This window comes from Janthinobacterium sp. GW822-FHT07H11 (assembly GCF_058798615.1).
On the sequence record NZ_CM179507.1, the window covers coordinates 1,762,206 to 1,783,500 of the forward strand.

Annotated in this window: 29 protein-coding genes and 1 pseudogene; 15 read left to right on the plus strand and 15 right to left on the minus strand. The window is 63.1% G+C overall.

Annotation, left to right across the window (positions count from 1 at the left end):
* The first annotated feature begins 53 nt into the window (after window positions 1-53).
* Window positions 54-608 (plus strand): nuclear transport factor 2 family protein, encoded by a 555-nt coding sequence (locus tag AC3RCJ_RS07845; protein ID WP_492962452.1) that lies wholly within the window; start codon window positions 54-56, stop codon window positions 606-608.
* Between the two features lie 17 nt (window positions 609-625).
* Here AC3RCJ_RS07845 and AC3RCJ_RS07850 read toward each other — a convergent pair whose 3' ends face one another.
* Entirely contained in the window at window positions 626-925 is a 300-nt protein-coding gene (locus AC3RCJ_RS07850) for a hypothetical protein (protein ID WP_492962451.1), read from the minus strand.
* Window positions 926-1,112: 187 nt separating this feature from the next.
* On the opposite strand from AC3RCJ_RS07850, the gene AC3RCJ_RS07855 reads away from it, so the two are divergent.
* On the plus strand, window positions 1,113-1,316 hold the full coding sequence (locus AC3RCJ_RS07855) for a hypothetical protein (protein ID WP_492965317.1): 204 nt from the start codon (window positions 1,113-1,115) through the stop codon (window positions 1,314-1,316).
* On the opposite strand, the gene AC3RCJ_RS07860 is transcribed toward AC3RCJ_RS07855, so the two are convergent.
* Window positions 1,298-1,537, minus strand: coding sequence for a TIGR02450 family Trp-rich protein (locus AC3RCJ_RS07860; protein WP_492962447.1), 240 nt, complete (start codon window positions 1,535-1,537; stop codon window positions 1,298-1,300). The two genes, AC3RCJ_RS07855 and AC3RCJ_RS07860, sit on opposite strands and share 19 nt — an antisense overlap.
* Before the next feature lie 72 nt (window positions 1,538-1,609).
* Between AC3RCJ_RS07860 and AC3RCJ_RS07865 the strand changes: the two genes are divergently transcribed.
* Together AC3RCJ_RS07865 and pncB are read left to right on the plus strand one after the other, a co-directional pair.
* On the plus strand, window positions 1,610-2,473 hold the full coding sequence (locus AC3RCJ_RS07865) for a cysteine hydrolase family protein (protein ID WP_492962445.1): 864 nt from the start codon (window positions 1,610-1,612) through the stop codon (window positions 2,471-2,473).
* A 79-nt stretch (window positions 2,474-2,552) separates the two neighbouring features.
* Window positions 2,553-3,743: a nicotinate phosphoribosyltransferase gene (pncB, locus tag AC3RCJ_RS07870; protein WP_492962443.1), complete on the plus strand. Its 1,191-nt coding sequence runs from the start codon at window positions 2,553-2,555 to the stop codon at window positions 3,741-3,743.
* Between the two features lie 24 nt (window positions 3,744-3,767).
* On the opposite strand, the gene AC3RCJ_RS07875 is transcribed toward pncB, so the two are convergent.
* Together AC3RCJ_RS07875 and AC3RCJ_RS07880 are read right to left on the minus strand one after the other, a co-directional pair.
* Entirely contained in the window at window positions 3,768-4,067 is a 300-nt protein-coding gene (locus AC3RCJ_RS07875) for an antibiotic biosynthesis monooxygenase family protein (RefSeq protein WP_492962441.1), read from the minus strand.
* A gap of 66 nt (window positions 4,068-4,133) precedes the next feature.
* Entirely contained in the window at window positions 4,134-4,559 is a 426-nt protein-coding gene (locus tag AC3RCJ_RS07880; protein ID WP_492962439.1) for a hypothetical protein, read from the minus strand.
* Window positions 4,560-4,744: 185 nt separating this feature from the next.
* On the opposite strand from AC3RCJ_RS07880, the gene AC3RCJ_RS07885 reads away from it, so the two are divergent.
* The 4 genes from AC3RCJ_RS07885 (at window position 4,745) to AC3RCJ_RS07900 (ending at window position 8,177) form a co-directional block, all read left to right on the plus strand.
* The gene (locus AC3RCJ_RS07885) at window positions 4,745-5,326 is read left to right on the plus strand and encodes a DJ-1/PfpI family protein (RefSeq protein ID WP_219133238.1); all 582 of its coding nucleotides are present in this window, start codon (window positions 4,745-4,747) and stop codon (window positions 5,324-5,326) included.
* A gap of 69 nt (window positions 5,327-5,395) precedes the next feature.
* The gene (locus AC3RCJ_RS07890; RefSeq protein ID WP_492962437.1) at window positions 5,396-6,628 is read left to right on the plus strand and encodes a GAF domain-containing sensor histidine kinase; all 1,233 of its coding nucleotides are present in this window, start codon (window positions 5,396-5,398) and stop codon (window positions 6,626-6,628) included.
* Window positions 6,629-6,667: 39 nt separating this feature from the next.
* The gene (locus AC3RCJ_RS07895; RefSeq protein ID WP_492962435.1) at window positions 6,668-7,315 is read left to right on the plus strand and encodes a response regulator; all 648 of its coding nucleotides are present in this window, start codon (window positions 6,668-6,670) and stop codon (window positions 7,313-7,315) included.
* Between the two features lie 166 nt (window positions 7,316-7,481).
* The gene (locus tag AC3RCJ_RS07900; RefSeq protein ID WP_070221800.1) at window positions 7,482-8,177 is read left to right on the plus strand and encodes a Crp/Fnr family transcriptional regulator; all 696 of its coding nucleotides are present in this window, start codon (window positions 7,482-7,484) and stop codon (window positions 8,175-8,177) included.
* Between the two features lie 3 nt (window positions 8,178-8,180).
* Here AC3RCJ_RS07900 and AC3RCJ_RS07905 read toward each other — a convergent pair whose 3' ends face one another.
* Window positions 8,181-9,368, minus strand: a complete 1,188-nt coding sequence (locus AC3RCJ_RS07905; RefSeq protein WP_492962433.1) for an MFS transporter — start codon at window positions 9,366-9,368, stop codon at window positions 8,181-8,183.
* Window positions 9,369-9,458: 90 nt separating this feature from the next.
* Here AC3RCJ_RS07905 and AC3RCJ_RS07910 point away from each other — a divergent pair, with 90 nt between their 5' ends.
* Window positions 9,459-9,911, plus strand: a complete 453-nt coding sequence (locus AC3RCJ_RS07910; RefSeq protein WP_492962431.1) for a winged helix-turn-helix transcriptional regulator — start codon at window positions 9,459-9,461, stop codon at window positions 9,909-9,911.
* Window positions 9,908-11,143, plus strand: a complete 1,236-nt coding sequence (locus AC3RCJ_RS07915; protein WP_492962429.1) for a D-amino acid dehydrogenase — start codon at window positions 9,908-9,910, stop codon at window positions 11,141-11,143. Before AC3RCJ_RS07910 ends, AC3RCJ_RS07915 begins: the two co-directional genes overlap by 4 nt.
* On the opposite strand, the gene AC3RCJ_RS07920 is transcribed toward AC3RCJ_RS07915, so the two are convergent.
* From AC3RCJ_RS07920 to AC3RCJ_RS07930, 3 genes are all read right to left on the minus strand, one after another.
* On the minus strand, window positions 11,118-12,197 hold the full coding sequence (locus AC3RCJ_RS07920) for a hypothetical protein (RefSeq protein ID WP_492962427.1): 1,080 nt from the start codon (window positions 12,195-12,197) through the stop codon (window positions 11,118-11,120). The two genes, AC3RCJ_RS07915 and AC3RCJ_RS07920, sit on opposite strands and share 26 nt — an antisense overlap.
* Window positions 12,198-12,264: 67 nt before the next feature.
* Complete coding sequence (locus tag AC3RCJ_RS07925) at window positions 12,265-13,299, minus strand: MerR family transcriptional regulator (RefSeq protein ID WP_492962425.1); 1,035 nt, start codon at window positions 13,297-13,299, stop codon at window positions 12,265-12,267.
* Window positions 13,300-13,368: 69 nt separating this feature from the next.
* Complete coding sequence (locus AC3RCJ_RS07930) at window positions 13,369-14,283, minus strand: LysR family transcriptional regulator (protein WP_492962423.1); 915 nt, start codon at window positions 14,281-14,283, stop codon at window positions 13,369-13,371.
* Between the two features lie 97 nt (window positions 14,284-14,380).
* Here AC3RCJ_RS07930 and AC3RCJ_RS07935 point away from each other — a divergent pair, with 97 nt between their 5' ends.
* Window positions 14,381-15,448 carry an SDR family oxidoreductase gene (locus AC3RCJ_RS07935; RefSeq protein ID WP_492962421.1) on the plus strand — a complete coding sequence of 356 codons (1,068 nt, stop codon included), beginning with the start codon at window positions 14,381-14,383 and terminating at the stop codon, window positions 15,446-15,448.
* A gap of 129 nt (window positions 15,449-15,577) precedes the next feature.
* On the opposite strand, the gene AC3RCJ_RS07940 is transcribed toward AC3RCJ_RS07935, so the two are convergent.
* The 3 genes from AC3RCJ_RS07940 to AC3RCJ_RS07950 all read right to left on the minus strand — a co-directional run bounded on the left by AC3RCJ_RS07940 (window position 15,578) and on the right by AC3RCJ_RS07950 (window position 17,613).
* Window positions 15,578-16,522, minus strand: a complete 945-nt coding sequence (locus AC3RCJ_RS07940) for an SMP-30/gluconolactonase/LRE family protein (RefSeq protein WP_492962419.1) — start codon at window positions 16,520-16,522, stop codon at window positions 15,578-15,580.
* 63 nt (window positions 16,523-16,585) lie between these two features.
* Window positions 16,586-16,828 (minus strand): Imm32 family immunity protein, encoded by a 243-nt coding sequence (locus AC3RCJ_RS07945; protein ID WP_492962417.1) that lies wholly within the window; start codon window positions 16,826-16,828, stop codon window positions 16,586-16,588.
* On the minus strand, window positions 16,825-17,613 hold the full coding sequence (locus AC3RCJ_RS07950; protein WP_492962415.1) for a hypothetical protein: 789 nt from the start codon (window positions 17,611-17,613) through the stop codon (window positions 16,825-16,827). Before AC3RCJ_RS07950 ends, AC3RCJ_RS07945 begins: the two co-directional genes overlap by 4 nt.
* 221 nt (window positions 17,614-17,834) lie before the next feature.
* Here AC3RCJ_RS07950 and AC3RCJ_RS07955 point away from each other — a divergent pair, with 221 nt between their 5' ends.
* Complete coding sequence (locus tag AC3RCJ_RS07955; RefSeq protein WP_219313781.1) at window positions 17,835-18,077, plus strand: hypothetical protein; 243 nt, start codon at window positions 17,835-17,837, stop codon at window positions 18,075-18,077.
* Window positions 18,078-18,125: 48 nt separating this feature from the next.
* Here the strand turns inward: AC3RCJ_RS07955 and AC3RCJ_RS07960 are convergent, their stop codons facing one another.
* The gene (locus AC3RCJ_RS07960) at window positions 18,126-18,623 is read right to left on the minus strand and encodes a sensor histidine kinase (RefSeq protein WP_492962413.1); all 498 of its coding nucleotides are present in this window, start codon (window positions 18,621-18,623) and stop codon (window positions 18,126-18,128) included.
* Window positions 18,624-18,696: 73 nt separating this feature from the next.
* Window positions 18,697-18,774 (minus strand): annotated as a pseudogene (locus AC3RCJ_RS07965) (hypothetical protein); the annotation flags it as partial.
* A gap of 24 nt (window positions 18,775-18,798) precedes the next feature.
* On the opposite strand from AC3RCJ_RS07965, the gene AC3RCJ_RS07970 reads away from it, so the two are divergent.
* The 3 genes from AC3RCJ_RS07970 (at window position 18,799) to AC3RCJ_RS07980 (ending at window position 20,287) form a co-directional block, all read left to right on the plus strand.
* A complete protein-coding gene (locus AC3RCJ_RS07970) occupies window positions 18,799-19,299 on the plus strand; it encodes a hypothetical protein (protein ID WP_492962411.1) in 501 nt (166 codons plus the stop codon).
* 155 nt (window positions 19,300-19,454) lie between these two features.
* A complete protein-coding gene (locus AC3RCJ_RS07975; protein WP_492962409.1) occupies window positions 19,455-19,784 on the plus strand; it encodes a type II toxin-antitoxin system PrlF family antitoxin in 330 nt (109 codons plus the stop codon).
* Window positions 19,781-20,287, plus strand: a complete 507-nt coding sequence (locus tag AC3RCJ_RS07980; RefSeq protein WP_492962407.1) for a type II toxin-antitoxin system YhaV family toxin — start codon at window positions 19,781-19,783, stop codon at window positions 20,285-20,287. The genes AC3RCJ_RS07975 and AC3RCJ_RS07980 overlap by 4 nt, the downstream gene beginning before the upstream one ends.
* A 41-nt stretch (window positions 20,288-20,328) precedes the next feature.
* Here the strand turns inward: AC3RCJ_RS07980 and AC3RCJ_RS07985 are convergent, their stop codons facing one another.
* Complete coding sequence (locus tag AC3RCJ_RS07985; protein WP_492962406.1) at window positions 20,329-20,697, minus strand: hypothetical protein; 369 nt, start codon at window positions 20,695-20,697, stop codon at window positions 20,329-20,331.
* Window position 20,698: 1 nt separating this feature from the next.
* Window positions 20,699-21,163: a hypothetical protein gene (locus AC3RCJ_RS07990; protein ID WP_492962404.1), complete on the minus strand. Its 465-nt coding sequence runs from the start codon at window positions 21,161-21,163 to the stop codon at window positions 20,699-20,701.
* Window positions 21,164-21,295: the final 132 nt, after the last annotated feature.

Consider the following 21,295-nt stretch of genomic DNA (forward strand, 5'->3'; position numbering starts at 1 on the left):
CCAGCGGCACGCCCCGTGCCAGGCCGGCGAGCCGTTCGTCATGAAAGTCCTCCATGTACCAGTTGGCAAGCGCAGTACTGTTCGGATGGTCCCTGTTTTCAGCAGGCATGGCGCTGGCGCAGACCGCGCCCGCCGCACCCGTTGCGCCACCCCACGTGGGCCGCCACGCCGCCACGCCCGAAGATCTCCGCGCCATCGAGCAAGTCGTCGCCGACTTCCAGGCGGCCCTGATCGCCAAGGACGTCAGGCTGCTGTCGTCGCTGATGCTGCACACCAACATCCTGTTCACTTCGCCGGCCGACGACGGTTTCATCAAGAAAATGCGCGACACGACGGACGTCCACTTCGACGGCGTCGCGGCGGGCGGCTATGCCGCTTTCGCCAACTTCATCAAGCGCGAACCGCAGCGCACGGAAGAAAAATTCTACAACGTCAAGATCACCCAGGACCGCCATGTGGCGTGGGTCAACTTCGACTACGAATTCCTCGTCGGCGGCAAATTGTCGAACTATGGCGTGGAAGCATGGCAGATGGTCAAGCGCGACGGCGCATGGAAAATCCTCAGCGTCGTCTGGTCCATGCATCCCGCGGCCGAGGCGGGGAAATAGCCGCCAGCCATGCCGTGTCAGTCGCGCGGCAGCGCGCGGATTTCCACCGTGCCCCCCGCGTTCAGTACGGGGTTTCCTATTAACAATTTTTTTGCATCGTCTATACTTTCAGCTTGCACACGCAGATAGCCTGACAAGTGTGGCGTGACCGCTCTGGCCTGGCCTGAACGGTGCACGCAGATGCCGGGCCCGATGGAGCTGCCACCGCAGAAGCGGCCACTGGCCCTGAGCATGGTGAAGTAGTCTTCCCATGCGGACGTGGTGACGTCCATCGGTGTTTCCGTGTCGTCATGCATGAAGATGATGTAGTCATTCATCCTTTTTCCCCTGTGCCGCGTGATAAAAAGAGAGCTGAATTGAGTATCCTGAGCAATCGCGAGCGCATGGTTTTACCCTCACCGCGTCAGTCCGTAGAGACAAGCTGTCCGGCCATGTCATTTTGGAGCGCACATCGTGCCGATAAAGTATGTTGATTTTTATGAGGTAAATTACACGGCAGAGCGCTTGCGGGGCTGCAAGCTATGGGGCGCCTACGTCGCCATCTATGCCCCTTCGCCCAACCCCATGCACCGGGTGAACCTGGTGAAAAAGCGCCGGGTGTCGGCCGACCACCAGTTTACAACGGAAGCCGATGCCATGGCGGAAGCGGGCGAGGCGGCCGTCAAACTGGTCGAGCGGCGCCGGCGCCGTTATGTCTTCCACCCCTGATGCCACTGCGCGGTATCCTGCAGCGCGCGCCAGGGCAGGATCTGCACGCGACCCGTATGCACGGCTTCCAGTTCCACGTGCGTGACGGCTTCATCGGGCGTGGCCGCGGCGCACAGCTTGATGACGAGAAAATGTTTTTCCTTGTTGACGGGCGTGACGGCGGTCCATTTGCTGTTGATTAACTTGTTCGGGCGCAAGTTATTGCGATTGGCATGGTGCATGGCGGGCTCCGGATTGGCGTGATGGCGATGTTGCCATTATCATGCAAGTTCCTGCCACGCCCGAGGATCGCCATGAAACGCCAGCTGCACCTGCTCGTCATCGACCCGCAAAACGATTTTTGCGATTTGCCTGCCACCTGGCTGCCGCCCGATGCGGCGCCGACGCTGGCCGTGCCCGGCGCCCATGCGGACATGCTGCGCGTGGCGCAGCTGATCCGCGAAGGGGGGAGCGGCTTGACGCGGATCAGCGTGACGCTCGACGCCCACCACCGCTACGATATCGCCCACCCCGCCTTCTGGCGCACGGGCGATGGCGGCCCCGTCGCGCCGTTTACGCAGATCAGCGCGCAGCAGGTGCGCGACCGATTGTTCCTGCCCGCCGCCAGCGGCGCCTTGCCGCGCGCGCTGGCCTACCTCGATGCGCTGGAGCGGGCCGCACGCTACCGGCTGATGGTGTGGCCCGTGCATTGCGAGATCGGCAGCTGGGGCCAGAATATCCATGCGGCCGTGCGCGCCGCCTACAACGGCTGGGAAGTGGATCACCTGCAAGTGGTCGCCAAGCTGAGCAAGGGTTCCAACCCCTGGACCGAGCATTACTCGGCCGTCATGGCCGAAGTGCCCGACGCGCAGGATGCTGCCACCCAGCTTAACCGCGCTTTCCTCGACACCTTGCTGCCGGCGCAGCAACTGTATATCTGCGGCGAGGCGGGCAGCCACTGCGTGAAGGCCAGCACCGAGCACATCGCCGACTACCTGCAAGCGCAGCAGGGCAAGGCGGCCCTGTCGCGCCTGGTCTTGCTGACCGACTGCATGAGCCCCGTCACGGGCTTCGAGGCGCAGCAGCGCGACTTCCTTGCCGCCATGCAGGCACGCGGCGCGCGGCTGGCCACGGCTGCCGACGTCGTGCCTGAACTGCTGGCCAACGCAGAGGATTGAGGCCATCCTGCAAGCGTGCCCTGCTGAAATGCTTGCGGTGGCGTACTATTCTGGCTTCAGGAAGTTGGAGAAAACACACATGACCCCGATAGTGCGCAGTTTGCTGGAAACCGATCTGTATAAATTTACAATGTGGCAAGCCTTGCTGCACGGTCATCCGAATACCCATACCGAATACGAGTTTGTTTGCCGTAATAAAACGGCGTTTCCGCTGGCCGAACTGAAGGGCGAGCTGGAAGAACAGCTCGACCATTTATGCGCGATGTCGTTCGCCGACGACGAGCTGGCCTATCTGCGCACCCTGCGCTTCATGAAGAGCGATTTCGTCGACTTTTTGACGGTGTTCCGCTTCCAGAGAAAATTCATCGATGTCAGCACGGACGGCGATACCCTGCTCGTGCATGCGGCCGGGCCGCAAGTGCATGTGATGGGCTTCGAGATTTTCGTGCTGTACATCATCAACGAACTGTATTTCCGCCGCTTCGACCTCGATGCGGCCATGCGCGAAGGACGCCACCGCCTGGGCTTGAAAGTGGCGGCCGTCAAGGAATTCGGCAAGCTGCCACGGCGCAAGCATCCGTTCGAATTCTCCGATTTCGGCGTGCGCCGGCGTTTTTCCGGCGCCTGGCATGACGAAGTGGTGCAGCGCCTGGCGCGCGAAGTGCCCGAATACTTCAAGGGCACGTCGAATGTCTACCTGGCGAAAAAGCTGGGCATCGTGCCGATCGGCACCATGGCGCATGAATACATGCAGTCGTTCCAGTCCTTCGGCGTGCGCCTGCGCGACTTTCAAAAGGCGGCACTGGAAGACTGGGTGCAGGAATACCGGGGCGACCTGGGCATCGCCCTGACGGACGTGGTCGGCATGGATGCCTTTTTGGCCGATTTTGACCTGTATTTCGCCAAGCTGTTCGACGGCCTGCGCCACGATTCGGGCGACCCGGTCGAATGGGGCGAAAAGGCGCTGGCCCACTACGCGGCCCTGCGCATCGACGCCAATACCAAGCGCCTCGTGTTTTCGGACGGCCTGGACCTGGACAAGGCGTTTGCCCTGTACCAGCACTTCGCCGACCGCATCATGACGGGTTTCGGCATCGGCACCAATCTCACCAACGACGTGGGTTTGACGCCGCTCAACATCGTCATGAAACTGGTGCGCTGCAATGGCCAGTCCGTGGCGAAATTGTCGGATTCGCCGGGCAAGACCCTGTGCAAGGATGAAACCTTCCTCGCGTATTTGCGGCAAGTGTTCCATCACCCCGCGGCATAAGGCGGCAGGGCAGGCGCTGTCCGCTTAAAAACCCGTCAGTACGGTGTTCATGTGCTCGACCTGCGGCGGGGCGGCGAAGAATTCGCCGACCAGGCCGCGCCAGGCCTGGAAGTCCTCGCTGCCACGGAAATGCACGGTATGGTCTTCCAGGGTGCTCCAGCCCACCACCAGGCGATACGCGTCGCCGTTCTCGATCGAGCGCTCCAGGCGCATCGACTCGCAGCCGCGCGCGCGCTGGAACAGGGGCACGGCTTGCGTCACGGCCGCCTCGAAGGCGTCGTGTGTGGCTGGTTTGATCTGGATGTGGGCAATTTCATAAATCATGGCAAGTTCCGCTGTGGAATGAAGGAACACTGATCTTGCCATAATTTTGCCGTGCAGGGGAGGGCGTCAGCCCGCCAGCGCGGGCGTGCCTGCGTCAGCGCGTCGGCCGCCCGCGTGGCTGGCCGTGCGCTGTTCGATGTCGCAGCCATTGCATGCCTGCACGATGGCGTGGGCCCGCACCTGCTCCTGCGGATCGCTGACGGCGACGATGAGGCGGAACATGCCGCGAAATGCCGTGGTGCCATAGTTGCGGCGGTACATATGGTTGTCGCCGCCAAACACGGCGTTGATGGCCCGCTCGAGGCGGCCCGTGAAGGTGTCGCGATTGCCGACAGTAAAATTGCCCTGCACGGGACCGGCTTCGTCGTCGCCCGCGTCCAGTTGCACCGCATGGGGGAAGAAACCGTCGGCCAGCAGGGCGTCGCGGGCGCGCTCCGCATCGGCAAAATGGTCGAAGACGCGGATCAGCGTGCCGCCGCGGGGAGTGCTCATGGTGGTACTCATGGCCGGGCTTTCAAAGAGAGGGTCGTCTGGATTTGACCTGTGAGCCTTGAAATAATTCTGGCTCAGCCTCCAAATGCCTGCATTAAGTGGCAAAAGTTTGACAAATATCCAGTATGGCTGCCAAGTCGCGCTAAGATACGCCCTGCGGGATCAATCTTTCATAGGAGAACTAAATGGCAGCGAAGAAAATTCTGTTTTTGACCGGCGATTTTGCAGAAGATTATGAAACGATGGTGCCTTTCCAGGCCTTGCTGATGCTGGGCCACACCGTGCATGCCGTGTGTCCCGGCAAGAAGAGCGGCGAGACGATCAAGACGGCCATCCACGATTTCGAGGGCGACCAGACCTACACGGAAAAGCCCGGCCATTTGTTCACCCTGAATGCCAGCTTCGACGAGATCGACCCGGCCGACTACGACGCCGTGATGATCGCCGGCGGCCGCGCGCCCGAATACCTGCGCCTGAACGAGAAGGTGATCGCCGCCGTGCGCCATTTCGCCGACGCGGGCAAGCCTGTCGCGGCCGTCTGCCATGGCGCGCAATTGCTGGCCGCCGCCGACGTCATCCGTGGCAAGCGCATTTCCGCCTATCCGGCCTGCGCGCCGGAAGTCAAGTTGGCGGGCGGCACGTATGCCGACATCGCCGTCACGGACGCCGTCACCGATGGCCAGTTCGTCACGGCGCCGGCCTGGCCCGCCCATCCGGCGTGGCTGGCGCAGTTCGTCAAGCTGCTCGGTACCGAGATCCATTTGTAACGCTAGACTTGCCCGCCGCGCTGCACCCCAGCGTGGCGGGTGTTTCCCCTTTTTTGATTCGAGTTCTTCATGCATGCGCCGCGCAGTCATCCTTCCCGCAAACAACTTCCAGCCTCGCGCTGGCGCCAGCGCCGCCAGGCACAGTCCGCAACGGGCTTGAGCGCCGCGCAGGAGCGCCAGCTGGCCACCCTGCACGATATTTCCACCTTGCTGGCGGGCCAGCATGCGATCGATGCGCTGTGCCGTGGCTTTTTGCGCCATGTGATGCAGTTCGCGCAGGCCGAAGGCGGCACCGTGCGCATCCTCGACCCGCAAAACGACACGGTGCACATCATCGTGCACGAAGGCATTTCCGACGCCATGGTCGAAGAGGAACATTGCATCCGTAATAACGACTGCCTGTGCGGCGCGGCCGTGGCGCAGGGTGTGATCCAGATCCGCGATTTCCGCCAGGTCGAAGCGCTGCAGCGCTTCCGCTGCCAGGAGGAAGGCTTTGTCGCCATCGCCGTGTTTCCCATCCTCGCGCGCGAGCAGGTGGTGGGCAGTTTTTCGCTGCATTTTGCGCAGCCGCAAGCGAAGCATACGCAGCAGCAGGGCTGGCTGGAAACCCTGGGCCAGAGCCTGGGCATTGCCATTGAAAACCAGCGCCTGATCGCGCGCGAAAAGGAATTTGCCGTGGCGCGCGAGCGCAGCCTGCTGGCCGAGGGCTTGCATGACAGTATCGCGCAAAGCCTCAATTTCATCAGCCTGCAAGTGCAGATGCTCGACGATTCCGTGCGCCGGGGCCAGCTCGACGAGGCGGCCGAAGTGCTGCCGCTGATGCGTATGGGTGTCGAGCAAAGCTACCAGGATGTGCGAGAATTGCTGGTCAATTTCCGCACGCGCTGGCATGGCAGCGACCTCGAAGGCAAGCTCGCTGAAGTGCTGGCCAAGTTCGAGCTGCAGACGGGCGTCATTGGCACGCTGGAAATGTACGGCAACGGCGCGCCGCTGGCGCCCGAGCAGCAGTTGCAGATCCTGTTCATCGTGCAGGAAGCGCTGTCGAACATCCGCAAGCACGCGCAGGCCAGCAATGTGGCGGTGCGCGTGGAAAACGGGCGCGATTTTGCATTGCAGGTGCGCGACGATGGCGAGGGTTTCGCGGCCCATTTGCGCGACAAGAAAACGGAGTTGCAGATCGGCCTGCGTATCATGCAGGAACGGGCCGAGCGGCTCGGCGCGCAGTTTTCCATCGACAGCACGCCCGGCGGCGGCACGACGATTTCGCTGGCCCTGCCGGCGGCGCGGCGCCAGGCCGCGTAACAGTACACAGATTCCTACCAGGTAGAAGATACAAACATAGTGAACGCTCCAATCAAAATCCTGCTGGTCGATGACCACACCCTGCTGCGCAGCGGCGTCAAGCTGCTGTTGCAGCGCAACCCTGAATTCCAGGTGGTCGGCGAGGCATCGAACGGGCTCGACGGCGTCAGGCTGGCGGCTGAATTGCTGCCCGACGTGGTGCTGATGGACTTGAACATGCCCGGCGTGTCCGGCGTGGAAGCGTTGCAGCTGATCTTGCAGGAACTGCCGCAGATGGTGGTGCTGATGCTGACCGTGTCGGAAAACGCGGCGGACCTGGGCGCGGCCCTGCGCGCGGGCGCGCGCGGCTACTTGCTGAAGAATATAGAAGCCGAGCAGCTGGGCCAGGCCATCTGCCGCGCCGCCGCCGGTGAATCCGTGATCGCCGACGCCATGACGGCCAAGCTCGTGTCGCAGTTCCGCGCGGGGCAGAACGCGCCCCAGGCCGACTATGACAAACTGACGCCGCGCGAACGCGAAGCCATGGCCTGCCTGGCGCAAGGGCTGAGCAACAAGGAAATCGCGCGCCAGCTGGACGTGGCCGAAAGCACGGTGAAAATCCACGTGCAAAACATCCTCAAAAAGCTCAAGCTCAGCAGCCGCGTGCAGATCGCCGTGTATGCGGTCGAGCGCGAACTCGGTAAATAAAGATCAAGCAAAGCGCAAATACCGTGCCAAAAAGCCACAAGGAATGCGCGATTGTTTGATCTGCATGGCGTTACGGCCTAGACAACCCTAGTTCCTTTGACGTATGGCCTTGACCGTGCCTGCGCATTACACTCTTAGTCATTCGCTAATCTAATAAGAGAGTGTCATGCATAAGGTCAACGTCGACGGCTTGCTATCGAGCCAGGCTCTGTTCCGCCATATTTCCCCTTCGCAATTAGAGCAATTGCGCCAGGATGTAGTGCGCGTGGAAGTGGAAAAAGGCAAGGTCCTGTTCCGCAAGGGTGAAGTGGCGGAAGGCGCCTATGTGGTGGTCTTCGGCCTCGTCAAGCTGAGCGTGTTTTCCATGGAAGGGACCGACAAGGTCCTGGAACTGATCCGTCCGGGCCAGAGCTTCGGCGAAGCCATGATTTTCCTCGATGAACCATATCCGTTCTGCGCCGAAGCGCTCGAGCATTGCCTGCTGCTGCGCATTCCGCCGCACGCGCTGTTGCGCTTGCTGGACCAGTCGCCCCGCATCGCGCGCCAGATGATGAACAGCCTGTCGCACCACCTGATGGGTTTTATCCGCAACGTGGAACGCTGCTCCGTGCAGAATGCCACCCAGCGCGTGGTCGAGTATCTGCTGCAGGCATCGGACCAGCAGCGCTCGAACGAAGTCAAGCTGGACCTGAAGAAAAGTCTGTTGGCATCGTTCCTGAACCTGGCGCCCGCCACGCTGTCGCGCGTGCTGCACCAGTTGACGGACTTGCATTTGATTAAAGTCAGCGGTTCGCTGATCCAGATCCAGCCTGATGCACTGAAGACGTATCGCCACGGCTCCGCCGCCGCGATGCTGAATTAAGTCCTATTTTTCGATAGGCAAGGTCAGCCGCCAGAACAGCAGGGCGAGCAAGCTGACCGCCGCGCCCAGCGCGCACACGCCATGCCAGCCCGCCAGCGCATACACGCTGGTGGCGGCAATCGCCCCCGCACCGCTTCCCACCGCATAAAACAGCATGTAGCACGCCACCAGGCGGCTGTGCGCGTCGCTGTCGTCCTTGAAGATCAGGCTCTGGTTCGTCACGTGGATGGCCTGGCCCGCCAGGTCCAGCGCGATGATGCCGACGAGCAGGGGCCACAGGGCCGTACCGGCAAAACTGAGCGGCAGCCACGCGGCCAGCAGCAGCAATAGTGCCGCGCCCGTCGTCCACTGGGCGCGGCCCTTGTCGGCCAGCGCACCGGCCCGCGCCGCGCCCAGCGCGCCGATCACGCCCACTAACCCGAAAGCGCCGATGGCCGCATGGCCATAGCCTTGCGCCGTCAGGGGCAGCACGAGGGCGCTCCAGAAAATATTGAAGACGGCAAACATCAGCAGGGCCAGCATGCCGCGCACGCGCAGCACCTTGTTGTGCATCAACATGTCCAGCATGGAAGCGAGCAGGGCGCCGTAAGCCAGCCGTTGCCTGCTCGGCTGCGCCGGCGGCAGCTTGCGCCACAGCAGCAGCAACAGGGCGCAGGCGATGGCGGCCGAGACAACATACACGGCGCGCCAGTCGGCGATATCTGCCACCACGCCGGACAGGGTGCGCGCCAGCAGCAGGCCGATCACCACGCCGCTCTGCGCCATGCCGACGACCCTGCCCCGCTCGTGGCTGGCCGCCGCGCTGGCCGCGTAGGCGATCAAGCCCTGCGTCATGGCCGTGCCCAGCAAGCCCACCAGCAGCATGCCGCCCAGCAAGGCGGCCGTGGAGCGGGCGCAGCCCAGCGCCGCCAGGGAGACGGCAAGCAAGCCCAGCTGGAACAGGGTCAGCCGGCGCCGGTTCAGCATGTCGCCCAGGGGAACCAGCAGCAGCAGGGCCAGCGCGCAGCCGAGCTGCGTGGCCGTGATGACCATGCCGCTGGCCGCCTCCGTCATGCCGAACTCGTGCGCCAGGGTGGCGAGCAAGGGCTGGGCGTAATACACATTGGCCACGCTGAGGCCGGCCGCCGTGGCAAACAGCCAGACGAGAGAAGGGGGAAGTGTGCTGGTGAGGGGAGTCGTTGTATCGCGCATGGGCTTGTATGTAAGTGGTTTCAAATTAAAACCAGTTGGAGTCTACGGTGATTAGTTTTAAAATGCAACCACTCAATCAAGGAGAGACCCGTGGCCAAGCGCAAGAGCCTGAAAACCGACCCCTGTCCCGTGGCGCGCGCGCTCGACGTGATCGGCGAGCGCTGGTCGCTCTTGATCGTGCGCGACGCCTTCGACGGCCTGCGCCGGTTCGGGGAATTCCAGAAAAGCCTGGGCGTGGCGAAGAACATCCTGGCCGATCGCCTGCACACCCTGGTGGAAGAGGGCATCTTTACGGTCGCGCCCGCTTCGGACGGCACGGCCTACCAGGAATACGTGTTGACGGCCAAGGGGCTGGCCCTGTTCCCCGTCGTGGTCGGCCTGCGCCAGTGGAGCGAGGCGCAATTATTCGAGTCGGGCGAGGCGCATTCGACCCTGCTGCAACGCGGTTCAGGCTTGCCCGTGCGCCGCATGGACGTGCTGGCCGACGATGGCCGCGTCCTGCAGGCGGGCGATACCGTCGTGCACAAGCTAGGGGCGCCATGAGCCGCACGGTGGCCGTCATCGGCGGCGGCATCACGGGCGTCACCACGGCGTACGCGCTGGCGCAACGGGGCGTGCACGTGACCCTGATCGAGCGCCACCGCTATGCCGCCATGGAAACGTCGTATGCGAATGGCGGGCAATTGTCGGCCTCGCACGCGGAAGTGTGGAACCACAAGGCGACGATCTGGAACGCCGTGAAATGGATGGCGCGGCGCGATGCGCCCTTGCTGCTGCATCCCTGGCCCAGCTGGCACAAGCTGAGCTGGTTTGCCGAGTTTCTCGCCGCCATGCCGGGTTACGAGCGCAACACCATCGCCACGGCGCGCATGGCGATTGCCGCGCGCGCACATCTGTTTGCGTGGGCGCAGGCAGAAAACATTGATTTTGATCACCGCCGCGCCGGCATCCTGCACGTGTACCGTGACAAAGCCGGCTTCGAGCGGGCGGCCGGCGTGTCGCGCCTGCTGGCGCAGGCAGGGCTGGAGCGGCGCGCCGTCACGCCGCAAGACATGCGCGCCATCGAACCGGCCCTGCACGGCGACTTTTACGGCGGCTATTACACGGACAGCGATTCCACGGGCGACATCCACAAGTTCACCAGCGGCCTGGCCGACGCCTGCGCCCGCCTGGGCGTGGCCTGCCGCTACGGCACGCAGGTGACGGCGCTGGCGCGCGAGCACGGCAAGGTGCGCATCAGCGTGGGTGAGAGCGTGGGCGAGGACAGCGCCGTGTTCGACGCCGTCGTCATCTGCGCGGGCACGGCCAGCCGCGCCATGGCGGCCATGCTGGGCGACCACGTGAATGTGTATCCCGTGAAAGGCTATTCGATCACCGTGCAGCTCGATGACGGCGCCAGCCGCGCGGCCGCGCCCCAGGTCAGCCTGCTCGACGACGCGACCAAGCTGGTCAGCAGCCGCTTGGGCGAAGACCGGCTGCGCGTGGCGGGCACGGCGGAATTCAACGGCGTCAATCACGACATCCGCGCCGACCGCATCCGCCCGCTATTGCAGTGGGTGCAGCAGTGCTTTCCTGAAGTCAATACGCGCAAAGTGATCCCGTGGGCCGGCCTGCGTCCCATGCTGCCGGCCATGCTGCCGAAAGTGGGGCCGGGCAAGGCGCCGGGCGTCTACTACAACACGGGCCACGGCCACCTGGGCTGGACCCTGGCGGCCGCCACGGCGGAGATGGTTGCCGAGGCGATCGCGCCTAGTTCTTCGGCAGCAGATCGCTGAGCGCGGCGCGGCCCTTGACGGTGAGGAAGGGGCCGACCTTGCTGTAGGGCAGTAAAAAATCGTTTTCGCAGCCGCTGCCGTTCGAGTCTTCCCAGAACGATACGCCTTCCGGCTTCAAGGACAGGTGGAAGCGGCCACGGCCGTCGTAATCCGTGCCCTTGCATTCGGCGTCGATTGTCACATCCTTGAACAGGGCCTGGCGCAATCGGTCCGGCAATTCGGCCTTGTCGTCGCCATCGCTGGCGCTGGCGCCAAACCAGTTCCACACGTCCGTCTCCTGGCCCGTTTTGACGTCCCAGGTGCGGAAGCGGATGGAGATGCCGCTGGCGCCATAGCCGGCCGCCCAGCGGTAGAATTTGACCGTCACCCAGCGCGGCGACCAGTAGGTGGGCTCGGCATACACTTCGTCTTCCGTCGTGAAACCGTTGCGGCCCAGGTATTCGCGGCGCGTGGCATAGAAGTCTTCCAGGTCTTTTTTACTTTTTGCCAGCACGGCGCGCAGCTGCGCGTTGATTTTCGCGATGCCGTCGCCAGGCGCCATCAGTTCCACGGTGATGGTGTCGCCCACTTGCAGGTTGCGGTATTGCTTGCCTTCGAAGGTAAGGGGTTTGCTGACCTTGGTGCCGGGAAAGTCTTCCAGCGCCAGGTTGTAGGCATCGCTGGCGCAGGATGGATGGTCGCGGTCGCCCGCCGCTTCCAGCAAGGTCAAGGCCAGCGGCAGGGTCTTGCCGCTTTTCGGCTCCGTCCAGGTGCCGCTGAGCTTGCCGCCCTGCGGCGCTTTCAACGACCACGTGCCCGTCGTGTCGCCCTTGGCGTCGGACTCGCTCCAGTCGCTCTTGCCGTTCGGCATGGACAGCATGATGGGCGTCTTGTAGCGCGTGTAGTAATAGTTGCCGCTGCGGTCAGATCCTTGCGTGGGACTGGGCTGGTTGAAGCAGGCGACGATATTCGCCTTGCCCAGGGTGCCCTGCCACACGCCTTGCACGGGCGTATCGCCAGCCATGGCGATATGGCAGGCGGGCAGGGTCAGGCAGGCAAGCAGAAAGCGGCGCATCGGTGGTTCCTCTCGTGGGCGATGGCCGATTCTACATGGCCGCGCCCACGAGATGCCACACGTCAACTTATTTGGCCGGACGCTCCTGCGCCACCACGGCCATCGCCGCGCCCAGGTATTGCAGCATGGCGGCGTCGACGAAGCTGCCTTGCATCAAGCGCGGTTCCTGCTGGTGCGCCTGGCGGAACTTCAGCTGCGTGGCCGGGTCAGTGCCCGCATACGAGCGGAACAGATCCAGCCACTGCCGCGCCAGCTGCAGCACGGCCGGGTCCGTGGGCGGCGTGCGCGCATCGATGGCGGCGCGCACGGCGGCGATCAGGGCCGGCCACTCGCCCGAGCGCCTGCCGTAGTTGGCGAGTAAATACGCATATTCCTGCTCATCGAGGAAAGGCCGATATAGCGCAATGCGCGAAGCGTTGAAGGCGGCGAGGATGAACTGCATCAATTCCGCATCGATGCTGGTCGTCGCTTGCATCGATGGTTCCTGCGCGTGCATGCTGTTCAGGCGCGCGAACAGGCCCGGGTGGGCGCCCGTGTCGCGCACCAGCTTGACCATCCATTCCGTGGCCAGCGCCTGCGCCCGCGCATCGTCCGGGCTGGCGCCCGCATCCCTGGCGGCGCGCACGCGCGTCACCAGTGCCTTCCATTCCTGTTCCACGGCGCTATCTGTCAGCAGCGGCATCCGTTGCAGTTCTTCCTCGGTAAAATATTTGTCGTACATGGTCATCAACTCCATTGTGGTGAGCCACTCGGCCAGTTCCGGCGCCTGCCCCTGCGCCAGTTGCGCCTGCAGGGTGCGCAGGCGCTCGCGCAGGGTGGAAGCCTGCGCGATCTGGCGCTCGAGCATGGCGATCTGCTGCGCCACGATGGCGCTCAAGGGCAGGTCCGGGCCGGCGAGTGCGTTGGCGATATCGGCCAGCGACAGCCCGAACTTGCGCAGCGCCATGATCCGGTGCAGCCGGTCCATGTCGCCGTGCTGGTACAGGCGGTAGCCAGCTTGCGTGCGCGCCGAAGGCGAGAGCAGGCCGATGCTGTCGTAGTGGTGCAGGGTGCGGATGCTCAAGCCTGTCATCTTGGCCAGTTCACCGATTTTCAACAGCATCGTTTGCTCCTTTCCTGGTGCGTACGGACAGCATCGTGCCTGACGTTACGTCAGGGTCAAGCCCTATTGTTAGCTGATTGTCAGCCGCTGCCGCAATTCCTGCAGCAGGGTGCCTGTTTTCGGCGTCAGCTGGCGCGCCAGCGGCCACGCCAGGTACAGGGGCAGGCCTGGCGTGGCCAGTTCCGGCAGCACGGCCACGATGGCGCCCGTGGCCAGGTGTTCCTGCACCAGCCAGGTGGCCAGCTGGGCCACGCCCAGTCCCGCCAGCACGGCGGCCGTGCGCGCCTCCGCGTCGCCCACCGTCATGCGGGGAGATGCCAGGCGGTATTCCAGCTGGCCGCCCTTGTCCTCGTCCGGGAACAGCCACGGCATGGGCGAGCCGTCGCCGCGCCCGTAGGCGATGCAGTCGTGGCCGTCCAGGTCCGCGATGGAGGCGGGCCTGCCGCGCCGCGCCAGGTAGGCAGGCGCCGCGCACAGGATCAGCTGCTCGTCGCCCAGGTGCATCTGCCCTAGCGCTGCCGGCCACTGCGATGGCGCGCCGATGCGCACGGCGATATCGATGCGCTCCTCGAACAGGTCGACGAAGAGGTCGCTGAAGGCAATCGACGGCTGCAGGCGCGGATACTGCGCGCACAGCGCCAGCAGGGCAGGCATCACGCGCAGCCGGCCATACGCGGCGGGCACGCCGATGCGCACCTTGCCCGCCAGTTCCGTCGCATGTTCTGCCAGCACGTCTTCCGCGTCCGCCAGTTCCTGCAGCACGCGCTTGCAGGTGGCGTAATAGGCGCGGCCCGCATCGCTCAGTGTCAGCCTGCGCGTGCTGCGCTCGAACAACAGCACGCCCAGCCGCTCTTCCAGCCGCGCCACGCTCTTGCTGACGGCCGAGCTGCTCAGGTGCAGCCGCTCGGCCGCCTTCGTAAAACTGCCCGCGTCGGCCGTGGCGAGAAAGGGCGTGAGGCCCTTCAAATGTTCTGATGAAAACATGATCCGCGAATTTTATTCATGAATAGGGTGAAATAGTATCGCGGATAAGAATTTGCGTCGCGGATATGATGGATTTTTCTTTCGGAGCTACTCTCTCATGCACAAACACGCCCTCATCATCGGCGCCAGCGGCGTCATCGGCAGCAAGCTGGCCACGCATCTGCTCGGCGAAGGCTGGCAGGTGACGGGCGTTTCGCGCGGCCGCACGCCAGTTCCCGCCGGCTGCACCGCCCTGCAATTGGACGCGACGGACGGCGCCGCCGTCGCCGCCGCGCTGGCGGACTTCGACGCCAGCCACGTCTTTTTTACAGCCTGGGCGCGCCAGGAAAACGAGCAGGAAAACATCCGCGTCAACGGCGCCATGGTGGCCAAGGTGCTGGCCGCGCTGGGGCCGAAAGGCCACCTGCGCCACGCGGCCCTGGTGACGGGCCTCAAGCATTACCTGGGACCGTTCGACGCGTATGGCCAGGGCGCCGTGCCCGTCACGCCATTCCGCGAAGAGCAGGGTCGCCAGCCCGTCGAGAATTTTTATTACGCGCAGGAAGACCGCCTGTTTGAAGCGGCCGCACAGTACGGCTTCACGTGGAGCGTGCACCGCCCGCACACCATCATCGGCTATGCGCCGGGCAATGCCATGAACATGGGCCAGACCCTGGCCGTGTATGCGCATTTGTGCAAGGCCAGCGGCCAGCCCTTCGTCTTCCCCGGTTCGCCCGCGCAGTGGCACGGTTTGTCCGACATGACGGACGCGGGCCAGATCGCGCGCCACCTGGCGTGGGCGGCCGACAGCCCTTGCGCGCGCAACGAAGATTTTAATATCGTCAATGGCGACGTGTTCCGCTGGAAGTGGCTGTGGCCGCGCCTGGCCGCCTACTTCGGCATCGAAGCGGCGGACTTGCCGCAGGCCATGGCGCCGCTGGCCGGCCGCATGCACGACGCGCCCGCCCGGTGGCGCGCCATCGCACAGCAGCATGGCTTGGCGGAACCCGACATCGGCCGCCTGGCCTCGTGGTGGCATACGGATGCCGACCTGGGCCGGCCGATGGAAGTGATGACGGACATGGGCAAGAGCCGCAAGGCGGGTTTTCTTGATTACCAGGATACGCAGGACGCTTTTTTCAATCTGTTCGAGCGCCTGAAGGCGCAGCGCATCATTCCCCGCTGACCTGGCTGCGGCCAACGATGTTGTCGGCTTACGCCGTTCCGGCTAAGCCGACCTACCAGACTGCGCGTGCATGGTGGCGCAGCGTAGGTCGGCTTAGCGCGCAAGCGCGTAAGCCGACGTCCCGACATGCTATTCGGGCTTGCGCCGCTCCTGCGCCCGCTGCCATTCGAGCCCCGGGCGGTCGACGCGAAATTGCAGCAGCCGGCCTTGCACCACTTCCGTCACGTAGGCCGTGCGGCCATCGGGGCCGCCGAAGGTGATGTTGCTGGGCTTGGCGCCGGGCACGCTGATCTCGCGCAAGATGCGGCCCTGCGGCGACAGTTTGACCACGCTGCCCTTGCCGTAGCGCGTCACGTACAGGTTGCCGTCAACGTCCACGCGCATGCCATCCATGCCGAAATCGTCGAATTGGATCAGCAGGCGCTTGCCGCTCAGGCTGCCGTCCGCGGCGATGTCATACATCCAGATATTGCGCTGCACGCTTTCATTCACGTACAAGATCTTGCCGTCGGGGCTGACCTCGATGCCGTTGGCCGTGCCCATGGTGTCGAGCGCCAGCGTTACCGTGCCGTCTTGCGCGATGCGCCACACGCGGCCCGTGTTTTCTTTCCAGTTCGGGTCGCTCGCATACAGCACGTCGTCGGCCGTAATGGCGATGTCGTTCGGCTGCGTCATGCGCGGTTCGCGCGCGTGGATGGTGAGCGCGCGCGTGGCCGGGTCGACCAGGTAGATCGTGTGCTCCATATAGTCGGCCAGGTACATCTGTCCCCGGCTGCCGAAGCGGATGCCGTTGGCGATGCTGGTGCCGGGCAGGGTCAGGTAGACCTCGCCCGTGCCGCCGGGGCTGACCTTGCCGATGGTTTGCTGGCGCGCAAAGTTGACGGCATAGATATTGCCATCCGCATCGACGGCCGGCCCTTCGATGCCCTTGGTAAAGGAATGCGCGGGCGTGAGGGTGGTCGTGAGGAACAGCGTTTCGTGCGCGGGCGGACTGGCGCAGGCGGACAGGCTGGCCAGCGCGGCGGCCAGCACGGCGGCGCGCAGCGACGCCAGGGCGTATCGGGTAGGGGGCATCAAGGTTCTCTGTATGGCAACGGTGGCGTATGTTACCCGAGGCGCACAGACGGAGGCGCCAGTCTATGCCGCCACGACGACGAGGTCGGGGAAATCGTCCTGCCAGCCGTCCCATGCATCCTGCAGGTGCGCGTGCATGCCGGCGCGGTCTTGCGCCTGATCAAAGGTGTCCGCGCTGGCCAGCAGAAAATGGGCAATGGCGCGCAAGGTGGCCGGGTCGGCCTCGATGGTCACGTCGGAACAGGGCAGCGGACGTTCTGCGGCCTCGTCTTGCAGGTAGCAGTGCAGCGATAAATGTGTGCTCATGAGCTTCGGTGGTTGATGTAGGCGCCCAGCATGGCGTGTGCGTTCAGTGCGGCGCGGGCCGCTTCCAGTTCTTCGGGCTGCAGGTACCAGAAGAGCCAGCCGGCATGGTCCTCACAGCGGCCATGGGCTTGCATCGCAGCGCGCAGCGCTTGCCGGCGCTCGGGCGGCAGCGCATCGAGTCTGGCTTGCGTGAAACCGTTGATGGGATAGACATCGCGCAGGTGCGCATCTTGCAGCCCGCGCCGCTTGATGGCAGCCCAGTTATTTGCGGGGCAAGGCGTGCCAAAGGTCATCGGATGGGCCTCATCGAGCTGCCGGTAGCCGAGTGCGTAGCCGGTGCCATAGCCCTGCGTTTCAGCGTAGCAATATACATATTCGCAATGCTCAAACAGGCCGGGTATGGCCCGTGCACCATCGAACAGCGGCGCCAGCGCAAGCTTGCTGGCGCATATGGACAGAATCAGCTCCGAGTCCGACGAATACATGGCTTGCGCGTCGCAGTTGACGGCCTCGTAAGCTTCGTCGGGCGGCACGATACGCGGCGAAAGCAGTCCGATGCTGTTGGTCTCTGGCGCGAACAGCATCGTCTCGTAATTTCGCTGTGAGAACTTGACGATCTTGCCGCGCTTGTTGCCGTAGCGCTCGACGGGTTCGCCGATGTGCGCGAACCAGGCAAACAGTTGCGCGCTGGCCGTGGCGGGAATAAAGGGGCTATTTTTCTTGAATTCGCCGACGAGGAAATGAAATTGGTCCATGTGTCGTTGGAGTGGATGGGCAACGCGCATGATGCCATGCGCGGGCAGCTGGCGCCAGCGCGCGCACCGCAGGGATGGCGCCGGAAGGGCGCGAGGGAAAAAGATGCACGGCAGGACGGTGCAATGGCCGGCTTGAGGCGTATGATGGAAATACGGATGTGGCTGCCGCAAGGCAGTGCGACCGGCACGGGCCAGCACATCTTGCAGGTTTTTTTTCGTGTTTTTGGCAGCAATGACAACGAGGAGACATCATGGACAAACCCGAATTCATCCTGGCCGCCAAGGCCATGGAAACGCTTGAGATGTATCAAACGTTTTACGGCCATTCGCAGGAATACCAGGCGCACCAGCAGGAAGTGCTGAAACTGCTGCGCCACAAGGGCGCCTCCTTGCTGGTGTCCGAACATGGCCCGGCGAAATTTTTATTGGCGTTTGCCGATGCGCTGGAGGTGGCCAGCTTGCCGGGCGAGTATGTGCCGCTCAGCCGCAGGTAGGCCGAGCCCGCCCCCGCAGGGGCAGCGTCTTCTGCGTGGGAGCCGCGCCTAGCCGCCGTTCGCTCCCTCGTTCAGCCACACCCGGGGCAGGCGCACGGTAAATGCCGTGCCGGATTCCAGGCTCGACTCGGCGCCGATGGTGCCGCCGTGCGCGCTGGCGATTTCACGCGCGATAAACAGACCCAGGCCGATACTGGTGGCGTTGGGGGCCTTGTGATCGTCGGAAATGGCCAGTTGCACCAAGGGGTCGAAAATGCTCTTCAGCGACTCCGCCGGGATCTGGCGGCCGAAATTCTTCACCTGCACCACGGCCGTATCGGCATCGCCGCAGGCTGTGATGCTCACCGGCTGGTCGTCGGTGCGATATTGCGCGGCATTGTTGAGCAAATTGGAAAACAGCTGGGCCAGCCGCGGGGCATCGAAGTCGCCGATCATCTCGCCCGTGGTGCTCAGTTCGAATTTGCACTGCGGGTGGGCGGCCGAGGCATCCTCGACGGCCGTCTTGCAGATTTCCCCCAGATCGCCCAAGCTGGGCGAAATGGGCATGCGCCCCCCCCAGCTGCGTCCTGGCAAATTCCAGCAGGTCGTTCACCATGGTTGTCATGGTCGCTGCGCTGCGGGCCACCCGCGCACCGATCTGCACCGTGGAAGCAGAGCTCGCGCTCGGCCTGCTCAGCAGCGCACCGGCCATCGTCATCGTGCTCAGCGGACTGCGCAGATCGTGGCTGAGGATGGCGAGAAAGGTATTGCGGGTCCGGTCGCTCTGCTGCGAATAGCGTATGGCCGATTCCTGCAGCGCCTGGTCTATCGCTTCATTGAAGCGCAAGATGTCTTGCGTCGCCGTTTTCGTCGTCACCGACACCTGTGCCATCCACAGGCGCAGGACGCTGGCCCGCATCGCGCGAAATTCCGCCGTCAGCTGCGGCAGCGTGAAGCCGATCTGCTGGCGCAGCGAGCCATGCGTGGCCGCTGCCGTTTCCTTGCCCGTGATTTCCGACACACCCGTGGTCGATTTCTTCTTTCGCTGCGCCGCGCTCTCGATGATATCCATGTCGCGCACGATGGTTTCCAGCATCTGCTTTGCATGATCGCGCAATTCGGCTTTCGAGATGGCGTTGCCGGGAATGGGGAGCGACCTGGCGAAGAGTTCCCACTCTTCCAGGATAGGCTCCAGATGGCTGGTAATAAAGCGCGAGAGTTTCACTGTGGACCAATGCGTTAATGGAAGAGGAACCAGTGTACGCTGTCGAGGTGAGGGATGGGGGACTGGGTTCTGCTCCGGGTGGCATAGTGGCAATTCTTGGTACGTGACTGCATTGACTTGGTAATGCAATCGCATTACCATGCAAGTATTCCTAATTTTGACCGGAGAGCAGCATGTCCGCTACCCACGACATCGAATCCACGCTGACCGACCGTTACCAGACCACTGTGCCGGAAACCGTGCGTCGCGCCTTGCGGTTGGGCAAGCGGGACAAGATTCACTACTCCGTTCGCCCGAATGGCGAAGTGGTCATGACGCGTGCCGGGCCTTCCGCAAGCGATGATCCGGTGCTGGGGCAGTTCCTGGGTTTCCTCGCACGCGACCTCGCGAGCCATCCGGAGCGCTTGCTGGCCGTGGATACTGCTCTCATCCAGCGCCTGCGGTCACTGGTTGGTGATGTCGAGGTCGAGCTCGATGCTGCCTTGCCGGCAGACGATGAATGAGCACGGACAAGACTGCGCCGCTGGTCATTCATGGATGGACAGTCTTTGTCCATCCTCTATTCCTTGCGCAGATTGAGGCGCTGGTTTTGCAGGTTGAGTCGCTCAGGCAGAAGGATCCGGTCGGTTACGTAAAGAAGAACGCCAGCAAGCGGCTGGCGGCTATCACCAAGTTGGCGTTCGATGTCATTCCACAAGATCCCGCACGCCCCGAGTATCGGCAAGGCGGTGCTCTCGGCGACGCGCATAAACACTGGTTTCGGGCAAAGTTTTTCCAGCAATACAGACTGTTCTTTCGCTATCATGCGGCTGCCAGGGTACTCGTGTTTGCATGGGTTAACGACGACGATAGCAAGCGTGCATATGAGAGCAGCGATGACGCTTACCGGGTGTTCCGCAAGATGCTGGAGGGCGGGCACCCGCCCGATGATTGGGATATGTTGCTGGCGGAGGCCAGGGCGGAGGATGCCCGTCTGCGGAGACTGCTTGCAGGGACTGGGGAGTAGTGCAGGATTGGCTGGGCTAAGGCCCGCTCACCCCAGGCAACCTAGCAAATCGATCCACCTATGCTTTTGCCATTGCGCAAGTTAAAGCCGAAGTAGCACCTATAGCCGTCATGATCCCGGACACAGGAAACATTTTCCTTATCGCGCTGCCGATAGCCTTTCTCCAAACTGCAGCGTTCTGTCGAATCCGGAGCCATGGAGTCGAACATGTCCTTGGCAACGGCCCCCGTGACCATGAAAGAAATCTTGCGGTCATGCGGTGTGGGCGGCTGTTGCTCGCCCAAGGTATTCGAATAAATCAGATAAGAACCCTTGAACTGTTTGTCTGCGCCCCAGTCGCTGTTGCCACCTGCATAGGCCGGTGAAAACAGGGTGAGGGCGCTCAGTGCCATAGGCCATAGTGTTTTCATATCAGGCTCTCAGTTCCAGATGAAAGTGATGGTCGTGATTTTTGAATGGCGTCACGAATGGAATGTGGGTATCGTTAAACAGCACCCTGCGCACACTGGCATGGGCGCGAAAAAGTGCGATGAGCTTTGCCGTCGCGGCTTGATCGTAGCCTTTGTCATACCAATACACGGGAATATGAAGGCCGTCCTTGCGCAGCGGGCGAATGTCCACCTCCAGGCCGGATTTGTGGCTTGAGTGCTGGCCATAGGCGGTGCCGTTAGCCAGACTGATATTGCCAATGCCAAATTGCCGGTCATCGACCGCTTGCCATTCGCGCTCCACATACAGGAGTGCCATCATCATATTCGGATGCGCATATTGACCCGCGCCCCTGCCAGGGGTGCCATAGACATAGTATCCGGCATCCTCTGGTGCCTGAGGCAGGATGAAAAATCCGCGCTTGTCCCTGGGCTGTACTTCAAGCATGCTCGACTCCGTTATATGCAACGCTGGGGGAGTTGGCATTGTTTCGCAGTCCATTCCATCTGTGATTGCGCTTCCGCAAACAGTTGCGAACTGGCACAGGGTTCACCGCCGCCATGGCGCAAAGGACATGTC

Bases quoted from the DNA above. Each gene is read 5' to 3' on its own strand.
- AC3RCJ_RS07845 (WP_492962452.1), top strand. From the start codon at position 54: ATGTACCAGTTGGCAAGCGCAGTACTGTTCGGATGGTCCCTGTTTTCA.
- AC3RCJ_RS07850 (WP_492962451.1), bottom strand. From the start codon at position 925: ATGAATGACTACATCATCTTCATGCATGACGACACGGAAACACCGATG.
- AC3RCJ_RS07860 (WP_492962447.1), bottom strand. From the start codon at position 1,537: ATGCACCATGCCAATCGCAATAACTTGCGCCCGAACAAGTTAATCAAC.
- AC3RCJ_RS07865 (WP_492962445.1), top strand. From the start codon at position 1,610: ATGAAACGCCAGCTGCACCTGCTCGTCATCGACCCGCAAAACGATTTT.
- pncB (WP_492962443.1), top strand. From the start codon at position 2,553: ATGACCCCGATAGTGCGCAGTTTGCTGGAAACCGATCTGTATAAATTT.
- AC3RCJ_RS07875 (WP_492962441.1), bottom strand. From the start codon at position 4,067: ATGATTTATGAAATTGCCCACATCCAGATCAAACCAGCCACACACGAC.
- AC3RCJ_RS07880 (WP_492962439.1), bottom strand. From the start codon at position 4,559: ATGAGCACTCCCCGCGGCGGCACGCTGATCCGCGTCTTCGACCATTTT.
- AC3RCJ_RS07885 (WP_219133238.1), top strand. From the start codon at position 4,745: ATGGCAGCGAAGAAAATTCTGTTTTTGACCGGCGATTTTGCAGAAGAT.
- AC3RCJ_RS07890 (WP_492962437.1), top strand. From the start codon at position 5,396: ATGCATGCGCCGCGCAGTCATCCTTCCCGCAAACAACTTCCAGCCTCG.
- AC3RCJ_RS07900 (WP_070221800.1), top strand. From the start codon at position 7,482: ATGCATAAGGTCAACGTCGACGGCTTGCTATCGAGCCAGGCTCTGTTC.
- AC3RCJ_RS07905 (WP_492962433.1), bottom strand. From the start codon at position 9,368: ATGCGCGATACAACGACTCCCCTCACCAGCACACTTCCCCCTTCTCTC.
- AC3RCJ_RS07915 (WP_492962429.1), top strand. From the start codon at position 9,908: ATGAGCCGCACGGTGGCCGTCATCGGCGGCGGCATCACGGGCGTCACC.
- AC3RCJ_RS07920 (WP_492962427.1), bottom strand. From the start codon at position 12,197: ATGCGCCGCTTTCTGCTTGCCTGCCTGACCCTGCCCGCCTGCCATATC.
- AC3RCJ_RS07925 (WP_492962425.1), bottom strand. From the start codon at position 13,299: ATGCTGTTGAAAATCGGTGAACTGGCCAAGATGACAGGCTTGAGCATC.
- AC3RCJ_RS07930 (WP_492962423.1), bottom strand. From the start codon at position 14,283: ATGTTTTCATCAGAACATTTGAAGGGCCTCACGCCCTTTCTCGCCACG.
- AC3RCJ_RS07935 (WP_492962421.1), top strand. From the start codon at position 14,381: ATGCACAAACACGCCCTCATCATCGGCGCCAGCGGCGTCATCGGCAGC.
- AC3RCJ_RS07940 (WP_492962419.1), bottom strand. From the start codon at position 16,522: ATGCCCCCTACCCGATACGCCCTGGCGTCGCTGCGCGCCGCCGTGCTG.
- AC3RCJ_RS07945 (WP_492962417.1), bottom strand. From the start codon at position 16,828: ATGAGCACACATTTATCGCTGCACTGCTACCTGCAAGACGAGGCCGCA.
- AC3RCJ_RS07950 (WP_492962415.1), bottom strand. From the start codon at position 17,613: ATGCGCGTTGCCCATCCACTCCAACGACACATGGACCAATTTCATTTC.
- AC3RCJ_RS07955 (WP_219313781.1), top strand. From the start codon at position 17,835: ATGGACAAACCCGAATTCATCCTGGCCGCCAAGGCCATGGAAACGCTT.
- AC3RCJ_RS07960 (WP_492962413.1), bottom strand. From the start codon at position 18,623: ATGCCCATTTCGCCCAGCTTGGGCGATCTGGGGGAAATCTGCAAGACG.
- AC3RCJ_RS07975 (WP_492962409.1), top strand. From the start codon at position 19,455: ATGTCCGCTACCCACGACATCGAATCCACGCTGACCGACCGTTACCAG.
- AC3RCJ_RS07980 (WP_492962407.1), top strand. From the start codon at position 19,781: ATGAGCACGGACAAGACTGCGCCGCTGGTCATTCATGGATGGACAGTC.
- AC3RCJ_RS07985 (WP_492962406.1), bottom strand. From the start codon at position 20,697: ATGAAAACACTATGGCCTATGGCACTGAGCGCCCTCACCCTGTTTTCA.
- AC3RCJ_RS07990 (WP_492962404.1), bottom strand. From the start codon at position 21,163: ATGCTTGAAGTACAGCCCAGGGACAAGCGCGGATTTTTCATCCTGCCT.